Genomic DNA, 20863 nt, shown 5'->3' with positions numbered 1-20863 from the left:
ATCCTGTCTCGCCGGGGTCCGGCCGCGGTGGCTGCGCCACGGCAGCTCGGGTCCGTCCCCATAGGATCGCCCCCACGAGCGATGCAGAGGATCTCCATGGCAGCGGCGACGCAGACAGCCCCCTCCACCGGTGCCAGCACCGCTGGCGACGGCGCGGCCTGGGAGGCGGTGATCGGCCTGGAGACCCACGTGCAGCTGGGCACCGCCAGCAAGATCTTCACCAACGCCTCCACCAGCTTCGGCGACGACCCCAACACCCACATCGATCCGGTGGTGTGCGGCCTGCCGGGCACCCTGCCGGTGCTCAATCAGAAGGTGCTCGAATATGCGGTGAAGGCGGCGATGGCGCTGAACCTGAAGATTGCCGAGCACTGCAAGTTCGACCGCAAGCAGTACTTCTATCCCGACCTGCCCAAGAACTACCAGATCTCCCAGTACGACGAACCGATCGCCGAGGATGGCTGGATCGAGGTGGAGGTGGCCGAGAAGGGCAAGGAGACCTATCTCAAGACCATCGGCATCGAGCGTCTCCACATGGAGGAAGATGCCGGCAAGCTCGTGCATGCCGGCAGTGACCGCCTGGCCGGTTCCACCCATTCGCTGGTGGATTACAACCGCGCCGGCGTGGCCCTGGCCGAGATCGTCAGCAAGCCGGATCTGCGCACCGGCCGCGAGGCGGCGGAATACGCCTCCGAAATCCGGCGCATCATGCGCTATCTGGGCGTGAGCGACGGCAACATGCAGGAGGGATCGCTGCGCTGCGACGTCAACATCTCCGTGCGCCGTGGGCCCGATGCGCCCTTCGGCACGAAGGTGGAGATCAAGAACATGAACTCCTTCAACGCCATTCAGCGGGCGTGTGAGTACGAGATTCAGCGTCAGATCAAGGCCTATGAGGCCGGTGAACCCGTGGTGCAGGAGACGCGCCTGTGGGATGAGGCCAAGCAGATCACCAAGAGCATGCGCTCCAAGGAGGGGGCCAGCGATTACCGCTATTTCCCTGACCCCGATCTGGGGCCGATCGAGGTGAACGCCGAGCAGCGTGAAGCCTGGCGCTCCGAGATGCCTGAACTGCCGGCCGAACGCCGCCATCGCTACGCCGAGCAGCTGGGCCTGTCGCAATACGACGCCCGCGTGCTCACCGAAGAGCGCTCCATGGCTGACTATTTCGAGGCCACCGTCGCAGCCGGCGCCGATGCCAAGGCGGCGGCCAACTGGCTCAGCGGCGACATCGCCGCCCATGTGAACGCCAATCGCCTCAGCTACGACACGCTGCCGCTCCGGCCCGAGCAGCTGGCCGAGATGGTGCAGCTGATCGAGAAGGGGGTGATCAGCGGCAAGATCGCCAAGGAGATCCTCCCGGAACTGCTGGAGAAGGGTGGTTCCGCGAAGGCGATCGTCGAGGAGCGCGGGCTGGGCATGATCAGCGATCCAAAGGCGATCGAAGCGATCGTCGATGCCCTGCTGGCGGCCCACCCCGAAGAGGTGGAGGCTTTCCGCGGCGGCAAGACCAAGCTGCAGGGCTTCTTTGTCGGTCAGCTGATGAAGCAGACCGGCGGCAAGGCCGATCCCAAGCTGGCCAACCAGATCCTCAGCAGCAAGCTCAAGGGCTGAGCGAGGCCTTCAGCTGGCTGGCCAGCCCGGTCGGAATCTGGACGCTCAGCGTTCTCGCACGGGCCTCAGCCGGGCTTCCCCAGCGCATCCAGCACCTGACGTTTCAGGGCATCCGGTTCTGCGCGGTTGTCGATCAGCCGATCCGCCAGCGGCCGTTTGCGCTGCAGCGGCCACTGGGCCTCCAGGCGGGCGCGGGCGTCGGCGTCGCTGAGGCCATCGCGGGCCATCAGCCGCTGCAGCTGCTGCTCGGGGTCGCAGTCCACCAGCCACACCTCGCTGCACCGTCCCTCCAGCCCCGCCTCGAACAGCAGCGGGATCACCAGCACCACGGCCGGAGCCTCCTGCAGCGCCGCCAGTTCCGCCGCAAACCGCTCACGCACCAGCGGATGCACCAGCTCCTCCAGCCAGCGGCGCTCGGCCTCGTCTGCGAACACGATCCGGCCGAGGGCAGCGCGATCGATCACGGCGGCGTCGGGGTCGCTGCCTGCCTGCCTCACCACCTTGCCGTAGCGCTCCAGCACAGCCCGGGCGCCGGGGCTGCCGGGGGCCAGCGCCTCGCGCGCGAACACATCCGCATCGAGCAGCGGCAGGCCTTGTTCCGCCAGCAGTCGGCCGACGCTGCTCTTGCCGGAGGCGATGCCGCCGGTGAGGCCGATGCGCCGCTGGGTTCCCTGCCAGCGCGGCCGGTTCAGGTTCTTGAGCAACGGCGGCGGGCCCAGCTGCTCCAGCTGGAACTGGGCGCCGTAGCTGGGGGTGGGGCGTTCGGAATAGAAGCGGGTGCCGTCCGGTGGGACCAGCCGGCTCCAGGCGTTGGCCAGCCGGCTGCGCAGCCGCAGGCCGGCGCGGATGGCGGCCTGCAACCGGGACGGCGTCGCCGGCCAGCCGAGACTGCCGCTCACGGCGGTCTCGGGAAGAGCCATCAACAGCCGCCGCAGGGTGGGCTGCAGCGCCGGGGGCCAGTCCTGCAGCAGCATCGCCAGCGTGGCCTCGGCGACGCGGGCGTTGGCGGGGGTGAGGGCGAACCGCTCCGTTTCGAACGCCTGGTTGAAGGCCAGCAGCGCCTCCAGGCTCGAGGGGAGCCTGTCGATGTTCATGCGCTGCCCCACCCGCCGCCAGAAGCGGAACAGGGCCTGCTGCTCGTCCGTCGTCAGCGCTCGCCAGCCGTAGCGCTGCAGCCAGCGGATCGGCTCGGCCACGAAGGTGCTGAGCACATACAGAAAGTCGTCGTTGCTGATCGCGTAGTGGCCGTGGATGCGGTTCATGCGGGTGATCACGGCGCGTCCGGCGGAGCTGTCGGGCCCGTGACGCAGCAGCTCGGCCACCATCAGGCCGGTGTCGTCGTAGCGCTTGCGCGGGCGCTTCTCGAACTCCCCGGTGCGATCGAGCAGGCCGGCGATCGAGGGCACGCAGAAGGTCCTGAGCAGCGCCAGCTCCAGGGCTCGGGTGATGTCCCAGGGGAAGAGCACGCCGGCCAGCCGGTGGCAGGTGGCGGCGGCTGGCGGGTCGAGGGTGTCTCCGCCGGCCCCAGCCGTTGGGCCATGGGAGGTTCCAGCTGCATCCGTCAGGGTCGGCAGGGGGGGCGCTGCGTCAGGGCGTGGCGGCTCGGCCGAACCGCGCTGCTCAGGGGAGGGCCGGGCCGACGGCCGCACCTGCCGCTCCTGCCCGTCTGGCGCCATCGGCCATCCCGCTTGCCTGCGCCGCCAGTCTGAAGCCGGGGCCGCCGCCTCGGGTCGCCTGACAGGGCGCGTGCTTGGCAGGGCCTGGCCCGCCCGCCACTCTGGGGGCCAGCTCTCCGATGCCTGCCCCTGAAACGCCTGCGCCGCTGGACCCGAGAGCTTGTCGTGGTGATCTACCTGCTGGGGGTGCAGTCCTCCATCGCGGTCGCTGTGGTGGCCGCCGCCAGTGGCATCAGTTTCGGACTGGCGGTCGGGCTGATCCCACCGCTGGGGAGCCTGCAGCTGCTGCGCCTGTTCACCCTGCTCAGCTCGGAAAGCGTCGGGGTGCTGCTGACGCTGCTGATGGTGATGATCCGGGCCATCCTGCCCATCAGTCTGATCATGCATCTGATGGACGGCTGGCCCGGCGGCACGCTGCGACTGGGCCGGGGAGCGCTGGTGGTCGGCGCCGGCCTGGCGGCCGGTCTTCTCTTCCTGGAATACCTGCTGATCAGCCTGATCGCCCTGTCCGTCGTTTCGCAGGACTGGTTCGCCCTGGGTGACGTGATCGCGCTGCTGGAGACGCTTCAGCCGGGGGTGGTGCTGTTCAGCTGTGCGCGGGTGGTGCTCTTCGCCATGCTCTCGGCCCTCGCGGTGCTGCTTCGTCTCTGGCCCCTCAAGCCTCTGGCGGCTTATGGGCACTGGGGTCCTGAGCAGCCCTACGACCCCTGGCGCCCGCATCGACAGCTGCCGGCAGCGCATCTGTTGATGGCCTACAGCGATCTCTTCCGGTTGATCCTGATCGCGATCCCGCTGGAGCTGGCCTACCAGCTCTCCGGTCTGCCCGGAGCCCTCACCGCCTGAATGCCCTCCCCGATGCCCCCGCCTGTTCCCCAGCCCCCGCTCATCACCCGGCTCCGCGATGGCTGGCGGTTGCTGCTCACGGTGGGCTCGCTGCTGGGCGGCGCCGGCCTGGTGGTCGCACTGCTGGTCTACACCGCCTACCGGCGGGGGGTGTTCGAGCCCCAGCTGCAGATCAGTGTGCGGGTGCCGGATGCCCGCGGCCTGAGGTCAGGCAGTCGGGTGATCCTCTCGGGCCTCCCGGTGGGAGCCCTGCGTGGCCTCGAGATGGAGGCTGATGGCCAGGTGATGCTGCATCTGAGCGTGCCGGTCCGCTATCGCGGTGTGGTGAGCCCTGCGAGCAGCCTCGCCATCACCCAGGATTTGCTGATGGGCGATCAGCGGCTCACGCTGACGGCGGCACCACGTCCCCCATCCTCCGTCCCTGACCGTTTCCAGGTGGCCTACCGCAGCGGTGGCGGCCTCGAGGATCTGTTGGCCCGTGGACAGATCACCCTGCAGCAGCTCGATCGGCTGCTGCACACCGTGGAACGGCTGGCCGAGGGGGAGGTGTCCGGAACCCTGGCGCAGCTGCGGGGCAGCCTGCGGAGCGCAGAGGCGGTGGCGGGCACCCTTCAGCGCGAGGTGCCCGCCACGGCGGCGGTGCTGCGCGAGACCGGACGAGAAGCAGGCAGCACCGCCCGTGAGGCCCGCCTGGCCTCGCGCGAACTGGTGCTCACCCTGGAGCGGATCCGACCGGAGCTGAGCCAGGCCCTGCGGCGGCTGGATGGTTCCGGTGAGCAGGCGGAAGTGGCGCTGATCTGGCTCAATCGGCTGATCCACAGGCTCGATCCCGGCCATCGCCTGCGCGACCGGGACGCCGCCCCTCATCGTGATGCGGGTCCGCCCAGGGCCGACAGTGCTGCTGGAGGCACCGACGATGGCCCGACGGAGCGTTCCGCCGCTCCGATCCACCTTGGTGGAGAAACGTGATCGCTTCCCTGGCAGGGCCTCCCCGCCTTCACCCCAGCCGCCGCGCCAGTCGCAGCAGCAGGGTGCCGATGTCATCGCGGGCCAGGGCCTCCAGCCAGGGGCGATCGGCCTGTGCCTCCGCCTCGGACAGGAGCCCTGCGCTCTCCTGCTGCTCCCGTTGCCGGCGCCGGGCTTCCTCCTGAGCCTGTTCCTGCCGGCGTTCCAGATCGAGCAGGGCGCCGCCGGCCCGTGCCCACTCCAGCAACTGCCGCAGTTCGCCGGCGTCGAGCCAGAGGCCGTGGTCGCGGCAGCGGTCCACCACCACGCCGCTGCGTTTGCCGTGCAGGCTGCGGTTCATCAGCTCGCCGCAGCTGGGGCAGGGGCGATAGCGCAGCGGGGCCGGCGCCGCCCGCGGGGTTTCGCTGAGGGCCTGCAGCAGTCGGTGGTCGATCTGCAGGGCCGAGCGTCCTTCCTGGGCCACCAGCCGCTCCAGGGCCCCCAGCGGCAGGAACAGGCCGAGGCACTGCGGGCAACGGTCCAGCTCCAGCGGTTCTTCGCCGCCGAGCTGCAGGGATTCCAGTTCGCAGCGGCAGTCGGGGCAGTGCAGCTGGGGGTTGAGGCCGCGCGGCTGCAGGTGGCTCCAGCCCTGCAGGTCGAGATCGAGGCGGCTGCCGCACCAGGAGCAGATCAGACCGTGGTCCTGAAGGGGAGCCGAGCAGCAGGGGCAGTTCATGACGCTTCGTCCGGTTCGCCGTTCGCGGTGGCCGGGCCTGCGCCTGGCGGGCCGCCCTCCTCCTGGCTCATGTTCGTGGTTCGCATGAACGATTGAGCGGTCACGCTCGCCTGGGCGGCTGGGCGAACGGGTGGGACAGATCTGGCCATCCCAGGCAACGGTGGTGGCGGTGGCGGAGCACGGAGCGGCCGGGGCTGTGGAGACCCGTCGGCTGGCAGGACCGCGGCTGCGGCGGCTGGGGCCGTTCGGCTGTCTGCCGGCGGCGGTCCTGGCGAGGCCTGAGTGGATTCCCCCTCCACCCGCTGCACGCTGCGGCGCACCAGGGCCGCCTCCACCTCCGGCGGCAGGGTGAGGCCCTCGATCAGCAGCGAGGGGATCTCCAGCCCGAATTGCTGCGCGTCCTCCAGCAGCGCCAGGCGCAGGTCGCGGGCGAGCCACTCATAGCGGCTGCTCAGGTCGAACACCGGGCAGCCGCTGCGGCCCAGCACATCGGCCAGACGGCTGACGATCAGGGATCGCAGCGGATCCTGCAGGGTGGTCAGATCCATCCGGCCGCTGGCGCCGCTCACCTCGCGCACGAGCCAGGCGGGGTCGTTGACGCGCAGGCTGTAGCTGCCGAAGCCGCGCAGGCGCACCGGCCCGAGCTCCGGGTCGCGCAGCAGCAGCGGCTGGCGCGTGCCCCACCGGAGGTCGCTGAAGAGGCGGGTGCAGACGAACACCACCTCCGCCTTGAACGGGCTCTCGAAGCCGGTCGGCAGGCAGAGCAGGCTCGTGAGCAGCGGCAGGTTGGCCGTGGTGAGGGTGTGGCGGCCGGGTCCGAAGGCATCGGCGATGCGCCCCTCATCGAGGAACACGGCCCACTGGCCCTCGCGCACGATCAGCTGGGCGCCGTTGCGGATGGCGCTGCTCCGGCCGGCAGCTTCGCCGTCGCGGAAGCGCCAGGCCAGGGTGTCGCCGCTGGGATCGGGGGCGCCGGGGACGGCCTCGCTCCACTCGATGATGTTCAGCAGCAGCTCGGAGCGCAGCCGGTCCCAGACCTGCTTCATCGGCGGCGCGGCGGGCTGAAGGTGCAGCGGCAGGCTAGGAACGGGCCTGATGAGCGCCCAGGATCGCCGCCGCAACCATGGCGGTGTATCTGTATTAGCTTCAACGACAGGCGACGACGGGTCATGGCTTCTTCCCGCTCAGCAGGCTCTCCCCAGGCCGTGCGGTTGCCGCCTGAGCTGCTGGAGCGCCTGGATCGCTATGCCGCCGGCCTGGAGCAGCAGCTGCATCTGTCGGTGAGTCGCAGCGACGCATTGCGCCGGCTGCTCACCCTGGCGCTTGAGGATGCCGAGGATGCCGCTGAGGCCGAGGCCATCCTGCGTGCCGATGAACCGCGCATCAGCTGGGAGTCGCTCAGAAGCGGCCAGGCGGATCTGGGCGATGCGGGGGTCGATCGACCTGGCGGGTTGAATGACGTACCGGATTGAATTCGTCCGCTCGGCCGCCAGGGCTTACGCCCGCCTCGATCCGGTCAGCCGGCGCCGCGTCGACCGTGAGCTGGAGCGCCTGCGGGAGGCTCCGCGTCACCCGGGCGTGGTCCGTCTTCAGTCGGAGGAGTCGATCCACCGGGTGCGCATCGGCGATCTGCGCCTGCTGTTCAGCATCGAGGACGAGGTTCTGATCGTGTTGATCGTCAGGCTTGGCCAGCGGGGCTCCGTCTACCGCGGCTGAGCCCGAAGCCTGAGGCGTGTGCACACAGCCAGGCTAGGAAAGATCACCGTCGTTTCCGATCCGTGAGCGCTCCCCTGCCTGCCAGCGTCGCCCAGCTGCCGGCCCCCTGGCGGCTGATCGAGGGGGGCGTGACGGCGCCGTCCGGCTTCCAGGCGGCGGGGATCACGGCCGGCCTCAAGCCCTCGGGCAACCCCGATCTGTCGCTGCTGCTGGCACCGGAGGGGGCGGTGTGCGCCGGCACCTTCACCACCAGCCGGGTGCGGGCGGCCTGCGTCGATCTCTGCGCCGAGCGCCTGGTGGCCAGCGGCGGCCACGCCCGGGCGGTGCTCACCAATTCGGGCCAGGCCAACGCCTGCACCGGCGAGCGGGGTCTCGCCGACAGCCTCATGGCCACGGAGGCGCTGGCGGAACGGCTCGGGCTGCGATCGGAGGAGGTGCTCATCTGCAGCACGGGGGTGATCGGCGTGCCGATCCCGATGGAGACCCTGGTGGTGGGGCTCGATCCGCTGCTGGCGGCCCTGAGCGAGACGGGCGGCAACGACGCGGCGAAGGCGATCCTCACCACCGATCTGATCGACAAGCAGATCGCCATCGAGGCGGAGCTGGGGGGGCGCATGGTGCGCCTCGGCGGCATGGCCAAGGGCTCCGGGATGATCCACCCGGACATGGCCACGATGCTGGGCTATCTCAGCTGCGATGCGGGCGTGCCGGCGGAGATCTGGCAGGCGACGGTGAAGCGGGCGGTGGATCGCTCGTTCAATGCGATCACGGTGGACGGCGACACCAGCACCAACGACACCTACCTGGCGTTTGCAGCCGGCGAGGACCTGTCTCCCGAGCATTACCCCGCGCTGGAGTCCGGCCTGACGGCGGTGTCGCAGCACCTGGCGAAGGCGATCGCCCGCGACGGCGAGGGGGCCACCTGCCTGATCGAGGTGCAGGTGGAGGGCGCGGCCGATGAGGCCGGTGCGCGGGCGATCGCCCGCACCGTGTGCGGTTCTTCGCTGGTGAAGTGCGCCGTGCACGGCCGCGACCCCAACTGGGGCCGGATCGTGGCGGCGGCCGGCCGGGCCGGGGTGCCCTTCGATCCCGACAGCGTGGCCCTCTGGCTGGGCGAGCACCAGCTGATGGAGCAGGGCCAGCCGCTGCCCTTCGATCGCCTGGCCGCCAGTGCCTATCTCAGGGCCTGCGCTGCCGGCCGCTACCTGGGCGGTCCCGGTCCCGAGGGCGACACGGTGATGATCCGCCTGGTGGTGGGCGACGGCCCCGGAGGCGGTCGCGCCTGGGGCTGCGATCTGTCGGATCAATATGTGCGGATCAACGCCGACTACACGACGTAGGCCCCGCCTTCGTCCTCAGCCTGGTCCGTTCGTTGCCCTGCCACGGAATCCGATGGGACTGAATGGCAACAAGGCTCTGCAAAAGATCTGGCCGCAGGCGTGCGTTCGCGCCTCGTTGCAAAAGTTCATAGAGTCGGAGTGGTCATCGAGCGGGTCCTGGACGGGTCCGCTTTTTTGTGGGCCCGCAGCGCTCGCCGCTGCTATCGGGTGACCGCCTTCCAGATCCACCACGCGACAAGGGCGAGCACCACCCAGGGCAGCAGCGCCCGGAACAGCAGCAGCACCGCCACCACAAGCAGTGCTGACACGGCTGTGCGCCGCGCCAGCGCCTTGGCTTCGTCGGTCATGAACTGCCAGCGGGGAATCAGGGACACCGGCACCGGCAGCATGGGAGATCACGTTACGGGCTCGGTTCCGCCGGCTGCAGGCGCGCTGCACCACGGAATGTGCGACTCACATCAGGGAACCTCGAATAATCGCCGTCCATCTGTAGGCAGAACGGACAAAAAGCCTGCATCATCTGACCCTGCTTTCAGCAGGGAGCAGCAGTTCGGAAAGAGCGCTAGTCTTTGATCTGTTTGCTTGTCTCTTCAGGCAGCCGCCATTGTCGCGCCAGTGCAGTGCAGATACCGGAGAAAGTTGTAGGTCAGATTCCTGAGTCCCCACCATACCTGGTTTCTGGCCAACCCAATCCGCCTGGTCAGCTTCCCGCGCATGCAGGTTGTCATCGCGCCAAATACGTGTTCAACTCGGGCTCTCACCTTTGAGCGTAGCTTATTCCTCTCTTTGGCCTCCTTGCTGAGTGGATGATTCCTCGTTCCCTTTTCGTGGATATTGCTTTCATATCCAGCTAATTCCAGTAACTCCTCAAACTTCACTCCTGCATAGCCTGAATCCGCCCAGACGAAGTCATCGCTGTTCTCGGGATCGAGAACGTGGGTAAGCATCTGACTGTCGTGGATGTTGGCCGGGGTGATTGCGTATCTGCGGATGAAGCCATGAGTCGCATCGATGCAAATGCTATTCTTATATCCGTAGTGGCTGGTGCCGTTCTTCTTCACCCAGCGGGCGTCAAGGTCCTTCTGGCGCAAGCGGTTTGGCTTGTCTTCCCATCCTTCGGGCAGCTTGCCCTGCTTGATGGCTTCGTTCTCAGCTCGAGTATTTCTCTGCTTCGGCACAGGTACAAGCGTGGCATCGATAATCTGTCCACCACGAGCTTCCAGCCCTTGGGCTCGTAGGTGCCCCTCAAAACGCTCGAACAGCTCCTCAATGACGCCGGCATTGCGCAGCCGTTCGCGGAAGAACGCAACGGTGGTTGCATCGGGAATCGAGTTCATCACTCCAAGGCCGATGAACTCCTCGAACGACCGCCTGTCGTTGACCTGGAATTCCAGCTCCTCATCACTGAGGTTGAACAGCTGCTGCAACACCAGCATCTTGAAGAGGATAAGGGGGCCGATCCTTTTCCTGCCGGCATTGCTCTTGCGCTCATGGGTATATCCCTGTTCCAGCAGCGACCGAAAGCTCTCCCAGGGAATCGACTCGGAGAGGGTCGTCAATACAGGCTTCTTGTGGCGAAGCTTTTGGATCCTCTTCTCTTCATCCCAGAATCCGCGCTGGCCCATTCAGGTATGCTGGGCTTTTCTTATCTTAGGGAAGCTCTGATCAAGACCGGGAATTGAGCGCAAGCGTGTCTCATTCTCGTCAATGAGACACAAGTGGGGTATTTTGTCCTTGGCTACTCGCCAGGTGCTCCAATCCAGGGCCTGACTGGCTTATTTCTCGTGAGTTCCCCGATCATTTTTGGCTGCTCACCCTCAAGATGGCACACTTATTCTGTCATTTACGCTGTAGAAGGACAACGTTCGCGCACCATCCAGAGATTGGCGAGGGCAAACAGCATCGTCAGCTTGAGGTTGTTCTTGCGGATGCCTCGGTAGAAGACCTTCCGAAATCCAAACTGGCACTTGATGATCCGAAATGGATGCTCCACCTTTGCCCTGACATGTGCTTTCGCCGCCTCCATCAGATCCAGCAGTCTTCCCTCTGGGGTGTCCGCTAGAACTCGGCGCTGTCCGGGCTTCATGGCGATGCGCATCTCTGCTTCGCAGTCCTTGAACGCCTCACGCTTTTCGATGCCGATGTGGCCAGAGTCGCCGTAGATCACGCGTTCCTCGCCATGGACGCGATCGGGTGCCGTGTTCAGCTCATGGACGTTGGCAGCCGTGCTCACCACGGAATGGACCAGACCCGAGGCTGCATCCACACCGATGTGGCACCGCATCCCAAAGAACCACTGGTTGCCTTTGGCCACCGAGTGCATTTCAGGATCCCGCTCGCCCGTCTTGTTCTTGGTTGAACTGGGAGCGTTGATGATTGTGGCATCGAGGATCGTACCCTCCTTAGGGACTCCTGAAAAATCCAGATCCATTGCGCCGCGGCTGGTCTCAAGCATGAGAAGCCGCTAAAATGGCCGTGAACCAGGCAATCCGTGATTGCCTTTACTCCTGATCACTCCAGATGTACCGGAGGCACAATAACGGTCAGATCTCAATCAAGGAGTTCCACCTGCCATTTGGCGGCACACTTGATCCCGAGAATCGCTGGGTTCAACTGGAGGGGCTGATGCCATGGGATGAGCTGGAACAAGCCTATGCCCCTCAATTCAACGCCACAATTGGCGCTCCAGCCAAATCAGTGCGGATGGCCTTTGGTGCTCTCTACATCAAACAGAAGTTGGGGTTAAGGAACCCCTGAAAAACCCGATAGAATCAGTACAGTTCCAATAATGAGACTGGCAGCGGATGGCGGCCCCCCTCCAGTTGGGTTTCACGGACTACGAGCAGACCTACGCCAAGAAGAAAACGCGCCGGCAGCGCTTCCTCGATGAGATGGAAGCCACAGTGCCCTGGGATCCTTTCCTGGCCTTGATTTCGCCTGTGTACCACAGGCCTTCTGCCAAGGGCGGGCGCCCACCGTTTCCGCTGGAGGTGATGCTGCGCATCCACCTGCTGCAGCAGTGGTTCACGCTTTCCGATCCCTTGATGGAGGAGATGCTGATCGATACCCCCTGCTTCCGCCGCTTTGCTGGGATCGACATGGTTGAGGACCGGATCCCTGACGAGACGACGATCCTGAACTTCCGCCACCTCCTGGAAGAGAATCGGATAGCAGAGCAGATCCTGGAGACGGTGAACCAGAGCCTGCGGGAGAAGGGCGTGATGCTTAAGGAGGGTACGATCCTCGATGCCACAATCATCAACGCTCCCAGTTCAACCAAGAACAAGACGGGCGAGCGGGATCCTGAAATGCACTCGGTGGCCAAAGGCAACCAGTGGTTCTTTGGGATGCGGTGCCACATCGGTGTGGATGCAGCCTCGGGTCTGGTCCATTCCGTGGTGAGCACGGCTGCCAACGTCCATGAGCTGAACACGGCACCCGATCGCGTCCATGGCGAGGAACGCGTGATCTACGGCGACTCTGGCCACATCGGCATCGAAAAGCGTGAGGCGTTCAAGGACTGCGAAGCAGAGATGCGCATCGCCATGAAGCCCGGACAGCGCCGAGTTCTACCGGACACCCCAGAGGGAAGACTGCTGGATCTGATGGAGGCGGCGAAAGCACATGTCAGGGCAAAGGTGGAGCATCCATTTCGGATCATCAAGTGCCAGTTTGGATTTCGGAAGGTCTTCTACCGAGGCATCCGCAAGAACAACCTCAAGCTGACGATGCTGTTTGCCCTCGCCAATCTCTGGATGGTGCGCGAACGTTGTCCTTCTACAGCGTAAATGACAGAATAAGTGTGCCATCTTGAGGGTGAGCAGCCAAAAATGATCGGGGAACTCACGAGAAATAAGCCAGTCAGGCCCTGGATTGGAGCACCTGGCGAGTAGCCAAGGACAAAATACCCCACTTGTGTCTCATTGGCGAGAATGAGACACGCTTGCGCTCAATTCCCGGTCTTGATCAGAGCTTCCTTAACCGACGAAGAGACTGTCCATCAGATCAGAGAGAACGCCTATATGCAGTTCTTTCTCGGCTTTGCGGGTTACACAGCCAAGGCACCGTTTGATGCCTCGATGATGGTGCATTTTCGCAAACGCTTTTCTGACGAGGATCTGCGCCGTATCAATGAGCTGGTGGTGCAGCGCGGCAAAGAGATCCTTCTGGAAGCACTTGCTCAGGTAGCAGACGATGACGACCATGATGATCCTGATTCCAGAGGAGGAGGCGCTCAGCTGGAACTTGATGCGTTGATCAAGCCTGCTGACTGGCCAGAAGGAAAGAATTGGGGCATTCTCACGATTGATGCTAGTTGCACTCCTGCCGACATTACCTATCCCAGAGACCTCAGGCTCCTCAGCGAGGCTCGCACAACGACCGAGCGAGTCATTGATGATCTGTGCAGTCAGTCATCGGGATTCAGGAGACATCGACCTCGCTACGACCGTGGCCTTGCTCGTGCTCATTTCCTGAGAGTGGCGAAGCAAAAACGGCCACGCCGCCGAAAAGTGAAGGCTGCCATTAAACATCAGCTTGGATATGTGCGGCAGAATCTCAAAGCCATTGATGCTCTGATCGGCTGTGGGGCAAGGCTTTCTGAGCTCAAGAGGCATTGGTGGCAGAAGTTGTTGGCCTGCAGCGAGTTGGAGCGGCAGCAGGGCCTTCTGCTCGCCTCTCAGACCAACAGCATTCCAGACCGCCTGGTGAATCTTGTGCAGACCCATATCCGCCCAATGGTGCGAGGCAAAGCACGTGCTGCGGTGGAGTTTGGTGCCAAAATCAGTGTTTCGGTTCAAAACGGCTTTCCGTTCTTGCACCGCATCAGCTGGAACCCCTACAACGAAGGAGAAGACCTGATCGCTCAGGCGGAAAAATACAAGCTGGATACAGGATCTTACCCAGAGCGCATCTGCGCCGACCGGATTTATATCACGGCCAAGAATAGGCATTTCTGCATGAGGAACGGTATTCGCCTCTCCGGCAAGCGATTGGGCCGCCCGCCCAAGGATCCTGATGTCACCACTGCACACAAGCAGCAGCTCCGATCTGATCAAGCTCGACGCAATGAAGTGGAAGGCGTCTTTGGATATGGAAAGCGCAAGTATTCCCTGGATCTGATCATGGTTCGTCTACCAGCTGGTGCCGAATCCTCCATCTCAATGGCCTTTGTCGTGATGTGCGCGGAAAAGGTCTTGAGGCTGCTGCGCCTCTTTTTTGCCCTTCTTTTTGGGTGGATCTACAGCTTTCTTATGGCCTGGTCAGCGATCAGAGCTCCTGCGGTCATCTGCAAGCCAGACTTTTGAGATCTGGCCCACTTGATGTCACGGCGCTTGCCGGCCTGATTAACGCGAAGCAAACGGACGAATTCGGCGCCGATGGGCCGAGAATCTTTTTCAGGAGTCCCTCCTTAAGCATCACGCCCTTCTCCCGCAGGCTCTGGTTCACCGTCTCCAGGATCTGCTCTGCTATCCGATTCTCTTCCAGGAGGTGGCGGAAGTTCAGGATCGTCGTCTCGTCAGGGATCCGGTCCTCAACCATGTCGATCCCAGCAAAGCGGCGGAAGCAGGGGGTATCGATCAGCATCTCCTCCATCAAGGGATCGGAAAGCGTGAACCACTGCTGCAGCAGGTGGATGCGCAGCATCACCTCCAGCGGAAACGGTGGGCGCCCGCCCTTGGCAGAAGGCCTGTGGTACACAGGCGAAATCAAGGCCAGGAAAGGATCCCAGGGCACTGTGGCTTCCATCTCATCGAGGAAGCGCTGCCGGCGCGTTTTCTTCTTGGCGTAGGTCTGCTCGTAGTCCGTGAAACCCAACTGGAGGGGGGCCGCCATCCGCTGCCAGTCTCATTATTGGAACTGTACTGATTCTATCGGGTTTTTCAGGGGTTCCCTAGGTGACGGTTTATGCGAGGGATCTGCCTCTCCCTATCCGCGAGAGGAGCGACGCCAGCCCATGGATCGACACCGGTTTCGGCAAGGCACATCAATCGACCATCAAGAAGACCAAGACCAATGCCATGTAGCCGCAGGCCCGCGCAGCGGTAACGAGGGGTGATGACCCTCAGGAACCCGTCGCCAACCACCGCTGCAGGAGTGGGGCTGGATTCCGGAGCTGACCGGCATCGAGCCGCAACAGGCAAGGACCGGCACAAAAGCTATGCAAAAAATGCATCGACTTGGCGGAGTGGGGGCGTGGGTACGCGGCGGAGACGCAGAGTTGCTGTAGAACTGTTTCCAGTTGTGCCTTACGGCGTCAATCAGGAGGGCCCTTGCTGCGGATCGCCATGCGCCAGGCTCTCGACTACAAGCCGCGGCCGACCTGGTCGCGTCATCCGGGGTCAGATCGAAGTCTTGACCAGTGCGCGAGCAGGTCTGTGCAGCTTGCCGAGGTCGAGCAGAGCTGATGGACGTCTTCTCCTTCCGTGACCGGGTCGTCGAGGACTACGGCCAGTTCAGCCGCAGCTTCACCCAGATCAAGGCGCCCGATCTGCGGGACTTTGTGGATGGCCGCTACGGGGCGGGCGAGTACTGGCCCTCACCCCTGATCCAGCTCAACCCCAGCTTTGTGGGGGGGTGGCAGCATCAGCCAGTTGGTGGAGGAAGGCCTGCTGCATCCGGAGTGCAGCCGCATCTTCCGCTGGGGCAAGGAACCGGCCAGCCAGGACTGTGACGACGGGGTGGAGCTGCGGTTGCACCGCCACCAACGGGAAGCGATCGTCATAGCGCGCGCCGGCGGCAGCCTGGTGGTGATCTCCGGCACGGGCTCCGGCAAGTCGCTGGGTTACATGATCCCGATCATCAATCGGGTGCTGGAAGAACGGGAACGAGGCGACCAAAGCAAACGGATCCGGGCGATTGTCATCTACCCGATGAACGCCCTCTGCAATAGCCAGATTGAAGAACTGCAGAAATATCTGGGTTGGGGCTATCCCGAGGGGCCTCGCGTCACTTTTGCGCGCTACACAGGTCAGGAGAGTGAGGAAGAACGCGAGAAGATCAAGAACGATCCCCCCGATATCCTGCTCACGAACTACGTGATGCTGGAGTACATCCTCACCCGCCAGGATCCGCTCGATCAGAAGGTGATCAGCGATGCCCAGGGTCTGGAGTTCCTGGTCCTCGATGAGCTGCACACCTATCGAGGACGGCAAGGTGCTGATGTGGCGTTGCTCGTGCGCCGTGTTCGGCAGCGGCTGAATGCCGATCTGATCTGCATCGGTACCTCCGCCACGATGGCATCTGAGGGCACTGCCGCCGAGCGCAACGGCACGGTGGCGCAGGTGGCTAGCAAGTTGTTCGGCACCGAGATCCCGGTGGAAAACATCGTCACCGAGACGCCGGAGCGCCTCACGGTGGGCGATCTCCCCTCGGCAGCAGAACTCAGCTCTGCCCTGGATGCCGACTATTCACCCGATGCCACCGCGGATTGGACAGCAGACGATCTCCGGCAGCATCCTCTGGCCCGGTGGGTGGAGCTGCGGCTGGGTCTGGAGGGTGAGGATGGCCGCACTGATGGCAAGTGGGTACGCTGCCGGCCCCGAACCCTTCAGGATGCGGCCCTCGAGCTCGCCACAGCCAGTGGTCGTCTCGCGGACGATGCCGCCCCCACTTCCGACAAAGCATGTCAGGCCAGGGATGCGGTACTCCCCAACCTGCGGCAGTTCCTGCTGGCGGCTTACCAGGTGGAGGTTGGTCCAAACCGGCGATTCTTTGCTTTCCGCCTGCACCAATTCGTCTCGGCCGGTGGTGATGTGCACGCCAGCCTGGAAGCGCCGGGGCGCCGCTACCTGACGCTCAAGGGCCAAAAGTACCAACCGAATGCCGGCCGCCAGGCCCTGCTATACCCGGTGGTGTTCTGCCGCAGCTGCGGGCAGGAGTTCCATCCTGTCTGGGCCCAGCTGCACAACCGCCGGCCGGAACGGTTTGAGCCGCGGGAGTTCTCCGATGAATCGTGCCTGCGGGAACGGGATGTGGTTAATGGTTACGTCATGCCCGATGCAGAGACTGCATACGAGGCAGAGGATCTGGAAAAGGCCCGCTTCCCTGACGGATGGCTTGAGACCAGCAAAAGTGGAGAACTCGGGGTCAAGAAGACTTTCCGGGATTATGTACCAGTGCCTTGCCGGCTGGGAGCTGATGGCACCTCAACCAATGATGGACTTCCGGCCTGGTTCCTTAAGGGCAGTTTCCGCTTCTGTCCCAGCTGTGGAGCAGAGCACAATCCTGCTGCCAGTGAGTTCAGCAAACTCTGCGGCCTGAATTCGGAGGGACGCAGTTCGGCCACCACCACTTTGAGCTTGGCGGTGCTGCGTCAGCTGCTCAGCTTCCCGGATGATGAAATCCCAGACAACGCCCGCAAGCTGCTGGCGTTCAGCGACAACCGCCAGGACGCCTCGCTGCAGGCGGGGCATTTCAACGACTTCGTGCGGGTGCTGCAGCTGCGCTCAGGCCTGGTGGCAGCTCTACGGGCCAGGCCGGAGCGGGAGCTGAGCCTGGAGACCCTGGCGCTCGACACCGAGAAGGCCCTGCGCCTGCGCGCCGATGACTTCATCGCCACCAAGGGCGTCAAGCCCAACGTGGAGGCCGAGCGGCGGCGTGCCCTGCGCGGAGTGCTGGAGTACCGGCTGCTGGTGGATCTGCGCAAGGGCTGGCGGCTCACCAATCCCAACCTCGAGCAGCTGCGGCTGCTGGAGATCGACTACGCCGAGCTGGTCAACTGCGCCGAGGACCAGGCTGACTGGCAGCAGCGTCATCCCCTACTCGCCCAGGCGAGTAGTGAGGAGCGATTCTTGATCCTGCATCGCCTGCTGGAGGAGCTGCGCGAGCGGCTCGCGATCGACTGCGACGCCCTCGGCCTTGAGGAGTTCGAGCGTCGCCGCAAGGCCTGCTTCGATCTGGAGGAGGTGTGGGCGATCCGGGCGGATGAACAGCCGGAGCTGGCCCGCACCGTGCTGATGAACCCGGTCACCTCGGAGCAGCGGTTGCAGCGGCTGGAGGGTTTGTCGCTGCGTGGTGCGTTCGGGCGCTGGCTCAAGGCACGGGAACGCTGGCTGTCGGTGGAGGAACTGCACCGCGGCCTGAAGTGGAAGGACGACCTCTATCAGGAGATCACCGGCCACCTACTGGCGATGCTCACGGCCTGGGGCCTGGTCAAGCCCAAAGAGGTGAGGGTCGGCAAGCGCAAGAGCGAAGTGCTGCAGGGCTGGCGGCTGAACAGTTCGGCACTGCGCTGGACGCTGGTGGATCCTGATGCTGCCCCGCAGGACAGCTACGCCGAACGACTGTTGCTGCAGCAGGAGAGCAGCGGCCGGCGTGGACCGGTGAACAACTATTTCCGCAGCCTCTACGAGGATCTGGCCTCGCTGATCGCTGATCCGGAGCAGGCGGAAGGAAGGCCGTTCGTGCAGACCCTGGAGGCGCGGGAGCACACCGCCCAGGTGGATGCCGGGGTTCGGGAGCAGCGAGAGAAGCAGTTCCGCGAGGCCCGCCTGCGGCTGCTCTACTGCTCGCCAACGATGGAGCTGGGCGTTGACATCTCCTCGCTCAACACCGTCTACATGCGCAACGTGCCGCCGACACCGGCGAACTACGCCCAGCGCAGCGGCCGGGCCGGGCGCAGCGGCCAGCCGGCACTGGTGCTCAGCTACTGCGGCGCCACCTCACCGCACGACCAGTACTTCTTCTCCGATCCCACCCGCATGGTGGCCGGCGCCGTGAGTGCCCCGACGCTGGAGCTGGCCAACGAAGAGCTGCTCAAGGCCCATTTCCGGGCGCTCTGGCTGGCTGCCACCAGGCAGCGACTGCCGGGCAAGGTGAAGGAACTGGTGGATCTGGCTACCGAGGGCAGGCCGCTGGTGGCGGATCTGCGCGATTCTCTGGCCAGCGATGACGCCTGCCGCAGCGCCCAGGCCGATGGCCAGGCGATCGTCGACGACCTGCTGGAGAACCACTGGCTGGGCAGCACCCCGCCGCCCTGGCTCACGGGCAGCTGGTTGGACTCCCTGATCCGAGGGGCAGCCATCGATTTCGATGCGGCCCTGCGGCGTTGGCGGGAGCTGCTGGAGGCGGTCGACAGCCAGTTCGCCCAGGCCCAGAAGGATCTGGCCAACCATGCGCTGAGCGAGCGGGAACGGCAGGCGGCCGATCAACGCCAGCGGGCGGCCCGGCTGCAGCAGCAGCTGCTGTTGGCCGACAAGCCGGGCAGCAGCAACAACAACGACTTCAGCACCTACCGCTATCTGGCCAGCCAGGGCTTCATGCCCGGCTACAACTTCCCGCGCCTGCCGCTGATGGCCTACATCCCCGGCACGCGCGAGCAGGTGGGAGGCGGCACCTTCATCACCCGCCCCCGTTTCGTGGGCATCAGCGAGTTCGGCCCCCATTCGCTGATTTATCACGAGGGCAACACCTACAAGGTGCGCGGCGCCATCCTCGGCCTGCAGGACAACGCCGTGGCCAGCGGCACGGCCACCCTGGCCACCCAGGACGCCCTGCTCTGCGGCGCCTGCGGCCATGCCCATGTCGGTGCTTCCACGGAACTGGAACTCTGCCGACACTGCGGAGCACCGCTCAAGGAGCAACCGGAAGGCAAGGCGGTGCGGGTGCCCCGGCTCTATCAGATCGAGCAGGTCAACACCCGCCGCGCCGAGCGGATCACCTCTGACGACGAGGAACGCCAACGGCTCGGCTACGAGCTGCTCACCACCTATGAGTTCCCGCAGGAGAACGGCGTGGTGAAGGTCGCGCGGGCCCAGGTGAGCAGCGGCGGCCAGCCGCTGCTGGAGCTCAGCTACGCCCCTGCCACCCAGATCAGCCGCATCAACCTCGGCTGGCGGCGGCGCGAGAACCGCAGCGACATGGGCTTTCCGATCCACCCGATCACCGGCCGCTGGGGCGGCGAAAAACAGCTGGCCGCCGGCACCGGCTCCGACGGCGATGGCGCCAAGGGCGAAGGTGACGACGACAGCGCCGAAGTGGGCTACGTCAAGATCACACCCTTCGTGCAAGACCGCAAGAACGCCCTGCTGCTCCAGTTCGCCAACAACTGGGAGCCCCTGCAGCTGCTCAGTCTCAAGAACGCACTCAAGCGCGGTATTGAGGTGGCCTTCCAGCTCGACGGCAGCGAGATCGCCGCTGAGCTGATGCCCAACGACGAGGAAGCCAACGCCCTGTTGCTCTATGAGAGCGCCGAGGGTGGCGCGGGCGTGCTCAGCCGCCTTGTGGAGAGCCCAACGGCACTGCGGCAGCTGGGGCGCACGGCGCTGGAGGTCTGCCACTGGAAATTGAGCGATCCTCTGCCGACATCCGAGACAGCCCTGGAGGATGCCGATCCCGAATGCGAAGCCGGCTGCTACCGCTGCCTGCTCGGATATCACAACCAGCGCGAACACGACCGCATCGATCGCCGGCTCCCAGAGCTCAAGCAGTTCCTGCTCGATCTTGTACGCGGCGAGCTGGTGGGCCAGGGTGGCTCAGACAGCCGCAGCGAACGGTTGGAGCGGCTGCGGGGTTTGTGCCAGAGCGGTCTGGAGCGCCTCTGGCTCGACACCGCTTTCCGTCTTGGCCATTACCTGCCCGATGACGCCCAGAAGGAGGTGAGCGGCCATTTCGTCACCCCCGATTTCACCTACCGGGAGGCGGGGGTGGTCGTCTTCATCGATGGCCCGCACCACGACCAGCCCCTGCAGCAGCGGCTGGATCAGCAGAAGCGCCAGGCCCTCAAGGATGCCGGCATCCGCGTGGTGGTCTTTGACCAGCACAGCGAGGAATGGCCCGAGGTGTTCCGCGAGCACGCCTGGCTGTTCGGGGAAGGCAAGGCGACTTCCCCCCGATCGTCAGCGGCCGAGAGGACGCCGCCTTCCTCAGGTGATGGTGGGACAGCCCAGAACATTGGCGATGCCTTCGATGCGGTGTTCGCTCAACACCAGCAACTGTTCGGGAAGGAGCCACAGCCATGACCAGCACCCTCACTCAGGCCCCAGCGCTGCCCG

At 64.8% G+C, this 20863-nt stretch carries 18 protein-coding genes; 11 read left to right on the top strand and 7 right to left on the bottom strand.

Features of this window, described 5'->3' with window-relative positions; genetic code table 11:
• Window positions 1-96 precede the first annotated feature (96 nt).
• Window positions 97-1614 carry an Asp-tRNA(Asn)/Glu-tRNA(Gln) amidotransferase subunit GatB gene (gatB, locus tag H8F25_RS11300; protein ID WP_197210493.1) on the top strand — a complete coding sequence of 506 codons (1518 nt, stop codon included), beginning with the start codon at window positions 97-99 and terminating at the stop codon, window positions 1612-1614.
• Between the two features lie 65 nt (window positions 1615-1679).
• On the opposite strand, the gene coaE is transcribed toward gatB, so the two are convergent.
• Entirely contained in the window at window positions 1680-3290 is a 1611-nt protein-coding gene (gene coaE, locus H8F25_RS18175) for a dephospho-CoA kinase (protein ID WP_197210492.1), read from the bottom strand.
• A 165-nt stretch (window positions 3291-3455) separates the two neighbouring features.
• On the opposite strand from coaE, the gene H8F25_RS11290 reads away from it, so the two are divergent.
• Together H8F25_RS11290 and H8F25_RS11285 are read left to right on the top strand one after the other, a co-directional pair.
• Window positions 3456-4133 (top strand): hypothetical protein, encoded by a 678-nt coding sequence (locus H8F25_RS11290; RefSeq protein ID WP_197210491.1) that lies wholly within the window; start codon window positions 3456-3458, stop codon window positions 4131-4133.
• Window positions 4134-5102 (top strand): MlaD family protein, encoded by a 969-nt coding sequence (locus H8F25_RS11285; RefSeq protein ID WP_197210490.1) that lies wholly within the window; start codon window positions 4134-4136, stop codon window positions 5100-5102.
• A 28-nt stretch (window positions 5103-5130) separates the two neighbouring features.
• Here the strand turns inward: H8F25_RS11285 and H8F25_RS11280 are convergent, their stop codons facing one another.
• Both H8F25_RS11280 and H8F25_RS11275 read right to left on the bottom strand, forming a co-directional pair.
• A complete protein-coding gene (locus tag H8F25_RS11280) occupies window positions 5131-5814 on the bottom strand; it encodes a zf-TFIIB domain-containing protein (RefSeq protein ID WP_197210489.1) in 684 nt (227 codons plus the stop codon).
• Complete coding sequence (locus H8F25_RS11275) at window positions 5811-6860, bottom strand: SPFH domain-containing protein (RefSeq protein ID WP_197210488.1); 1050 nt, start codon at window positions 6858-6860, stop codon at window positions 5811-5813. Before H8F25_RS11275 ends, H8F25_RS11280 begins: the two co-directional genes overlap by 4 nt.
• 123 nt (window positions 6861-6983) lie before the next feature.
• Between H8F25_RS11275 and H8F25_RS11270 the strand changes: the two genes are divergently transcribed.
• The 3 genes from H8F25_RS11270 (at window position 6984) to argJ (ending at window position 8870) form a co-directional block, all read left to right on the top strand.
• Window positions 6984-7286, top strand: coding sequence for a hypothetical protein (locus tag H8F25_RS11270; RefSeq protein ID WP_197210487.1), 303 nt, complete (start codon window positions 6984-6986; stop codon window positions 7284-7286).
• The gene (locus H8F25_RS11265; protein ID WP_197210486.1) at window positions 7270-7530 is read left to right on the top strand and encodes a type II toxin-antitoxin system RelE/ParE family toxin; all 261 of its coding nucleotides are present in this window, start codon (window positions 7270-7272) and stop codon (window positions 7528-7530) included. Before H8F25_RS11270 ends, H8F25_RS11265 begins: the two co-directional genes overlap by 17 nt.
• A 62-nt stretch (window positions 7531-7592) precedes the next feature.
• Window positions 7593-8870: a bifunctional glutamate N-acetyltransferase/amino-acid acetyltransferase ArgJ gene (gene argJ / locus H8F25_RS11260; protein ID WP_231596784.1), complete on the top strand. Its 1278-nt coding sequence runs from the start codon at window positions 7593-7595 to the stop codon at window positions 8868-8870.
• A gap of 200 nt (window positions 8871-9070) precedes the next feature.
• Here the strand turns inward: argJ and H8F25_RS11255 are convergent, their stop codons facing one another.
• The 3 genes from H8F25_RS11255 to H8F25_RS11245 form a co-directional block, all read right to left on the bottom strand.
• Window positions 9071-9259, bottom strand: a complete 189-nt coding sequence (locus tag H8F25_RS11255; RefSeq protein ID WP_197214060.1) for a hypothetical protein — start codon at window positions 9257-9259, stop codon at window positions 9071-9073.
• Between the two features lie 201 nt (window positions 9260-9460).
• Window positions 9461-10495 carry an IS5 family transposase gene (locus H8F25_RS11250; protein WP_197210485.1) on the bottom strand — a complete coding sequence of 345 codons (1035 nt, stop codon included), beginning with the start codon at window positions 10493-10495 and terminating at the stop codon, window positions 9461-9463.
• 218 nt (window positions 10496-10713) lie between these two features.
• Complete coding sequence (locus H8F25_RS11245; RefSeq protein ID WP_231596783.1) at window positions 10714-11325, bottom strand: IS5 family transposase; 612 nt, start codon at window positions 11323-11325, stop codon at window positions 10714-10716.
• A gap of 65 nt (window positions 11326-11390) precedes the next feature.
• Between H8F25_RS11245 and H8F25_RS11240 the strand changes: the two genes are divergently transcribed.
• The 3 genes from H8F25_RS11240 to H8F25_RS11230 all read left to right on the top strand — a co-directional run bounded on the left by H8F25_RS11240 (window position 11391) and on the right by H8F25_RS11230 (window position 14176).
• The gene (locus H8F25_RS11240) at window positions 11391-11627 is read left to right on the top strand and encodes a hypothetical protein (RefSeq protein WP_197210484.1); all 237 of its coding nucleotides are present in this window, start codon (window positions 11391-11393) and stop codon (window positions 11625-11627) included.
• Between the two features lie 47 nt (window positions 11628-11674).
• On the top strand, window positions 11675-12658 hold the full coding sequence (locus H8F25_RS11235) for an IS5 family transposase (RefSeq protein ID WP_197210200.1): 984 nt from the start codon (window positions 11675-11677) through the stop codon (window positions 12656-12658).
• Window positions 12659-12832: 174 nt separating this feature from the next.
• Complete coding sequence (locus H8F25_RS11230; protein ID WP_197210483.1) at window positions 12833-14176, top strand: IS5 family transposase; 1344 nt, start codon at window positions 12833-12835, stop codon at window positions 14174-14176.
• Here H8F25_RS11230 and H8F25_RS11225 read toward each other — a convergent pair.
• Complete coding sequence (locus tag H8F25_RS11225; RefSeq protein WP_231596782.1) at window positions 14154-14705, bottom strand: transposase; 552 nt, start codon at window positions 14703-14705, stop codon at window positions 14154-14156. The genes H8F25_RS11230 and H8F25_RS11225 overlap by 23 nt on opposite strands.
• A gap of 571 nt (window positions 14706-15276) precedes the next feature.
• Here H8F25_RS11225 and H8F25_RS11220 point away from each other — a divergent pair.
• Both H8F25_RS11220 and H8F25_RS11215 read left to right on the top strand, forming a co-directional pair.
• Complete coding sequence (locus H8F25_RS11220) at window positions 15277-15543, top strand: hypothetical protein (RefSeq protein ID WP_197210482.1); 267 nt, start codon at window positions 15277-15279, stop codon at window positions 15541-15543.
• Window positions 15467-20830, top strand: a complete 5364-nt coding sequence (locus H8F25_RS11215; RefSeq protein ID WP_197210481.1) for a DEAD/DEAH box helicase — start codon at window positions 15467-15469, stop codon at window positions 20828-20830. Before H8F25_RS11220 ends, H8F25_RS11215 begins: the two co-directional genes overlap by 77 nt.
• Window positions 20831-20863 lie beyond the last annotated feature (33 nt).

It is taken from the genome of Synechococcus sp. CBW1004, from assembly GCF_015840715.1.
Classification (GTDB): Bacteria; Cyanobacteriota; Cyanobacteriia; order PCC-6307; family Cyanobiaceae; genus Cyanobium.
This window is presented reverse-complemented; position numbering and strand designations above follow the sequence as displayed.

What these genes read in the sequence shown, in the direction of transcription:
- coaE (WP_197210492.1), bottom strand. Translation starts at nt 3,290, where the DNA reads ATGGCGCCAGACGGGCAGGAGCGGCAGGTGCGGCCGTCGGCCCGGCCC.
- H8F25_RS11285 (WP_197210490.1), top strand. Translation starts at nt 4,134, where the DNA reads ATGCCCTCCCCGATGCCCCCGCCTGTTCCCCAGCCCCCGCTCATCACC.
- gatB (WP_197210493.1), top strand. Translation starts at nt 97, where the DNA reads ATGGCAGCGGCGACGCAGACAGCCCCCTCCACCGGTGCCAGCACCGCT.
- H8F25_RS11270 (WP_197210487.1), top strand. Translation starts at nt 6,984, where the DNA reads ATGGCTTCTTCCCGCTCAGCAGGCTCTCCCCAGGCCGTGCGGTTGCCG.
- H8F25_RS11250 (WP_197210485.1), bottom strand. Translation starts at nt 10,495, where the DNA reads ATGGGCCAGCGCGGATTCTGGGATGAAGAGAAGAGGATCCAAAAGCTT.
- H8F25_RS11275 (WP_197210488.1), bottom strand. Translation starts at nt 6,860, where the DNA reads ATGAAGCAGGTCTGGGACCGGCTGCGCTCCGAGCTGCTGCTGAACATC.
- H8F25_RS11235 (WP_197210200.1), top strand. Translation starts at nt 11,675, where the DNA reads ATGGCGGCCCCCCTCCAGTTGGGTTTCACGGACTACGAGCAGACCTAC.
- H8F25_RS11280 (WP_197210489.1), bottom strand. Translation starts at nt 5,814, where the DNA reads ATGAACTGCCCCTGCTGCTCGGCTCCCCTTCAGGACCACGGTCTGATC.
- H8F25_RS11255 (WP_197214060.1), bottom strand. Translation starts at nt 9,259, where the DNA reads ATGCTGCCGGTGCCGGTGTCCCTGATTCCCCGCTGGCAGTTCATGACC.
- H8F25_RS11245 (WP_231596783.1), bottom strand. Translation starts at nt 11,325, where the DNA reads ATGCTTGAGACCAGCCGCGGCGCAATGGATCTGGATTTTTCAGGAGTC.
- H8F25_RS11220 (WP_197210482.1), top strand. Translation starts at nt 15,277, where the DNA reads ATGGACGTCTTCTCCTTCCGTGACCGGGTCGTCGAGGACTACGGCCAG.
- H8F25_RS11265 (WP_197210486.1), top strand. Translation starts at nt 7,270, where the DNA reads ATGACGTACCGGATTGAATTCGTCCGCTCGGCCGCCAGGGCTTACGCC.
- H8F25_RS11240 (WP_197210484.1), top strand. Translation starts at nt 11,391, where the DNA reads ATGTACCGGAGGCACAATAACGGTCAGATCTCAATCAAGGAGTTCCAC.
- H8F25_RS11225 (WP_231596782.1), bottom strand. Translation starts at nt 14,705, where the DNA reads ATGGCGGCCCCCCTCCAGTTGGGTTTCACGGACTACGAGCAGACCTAC.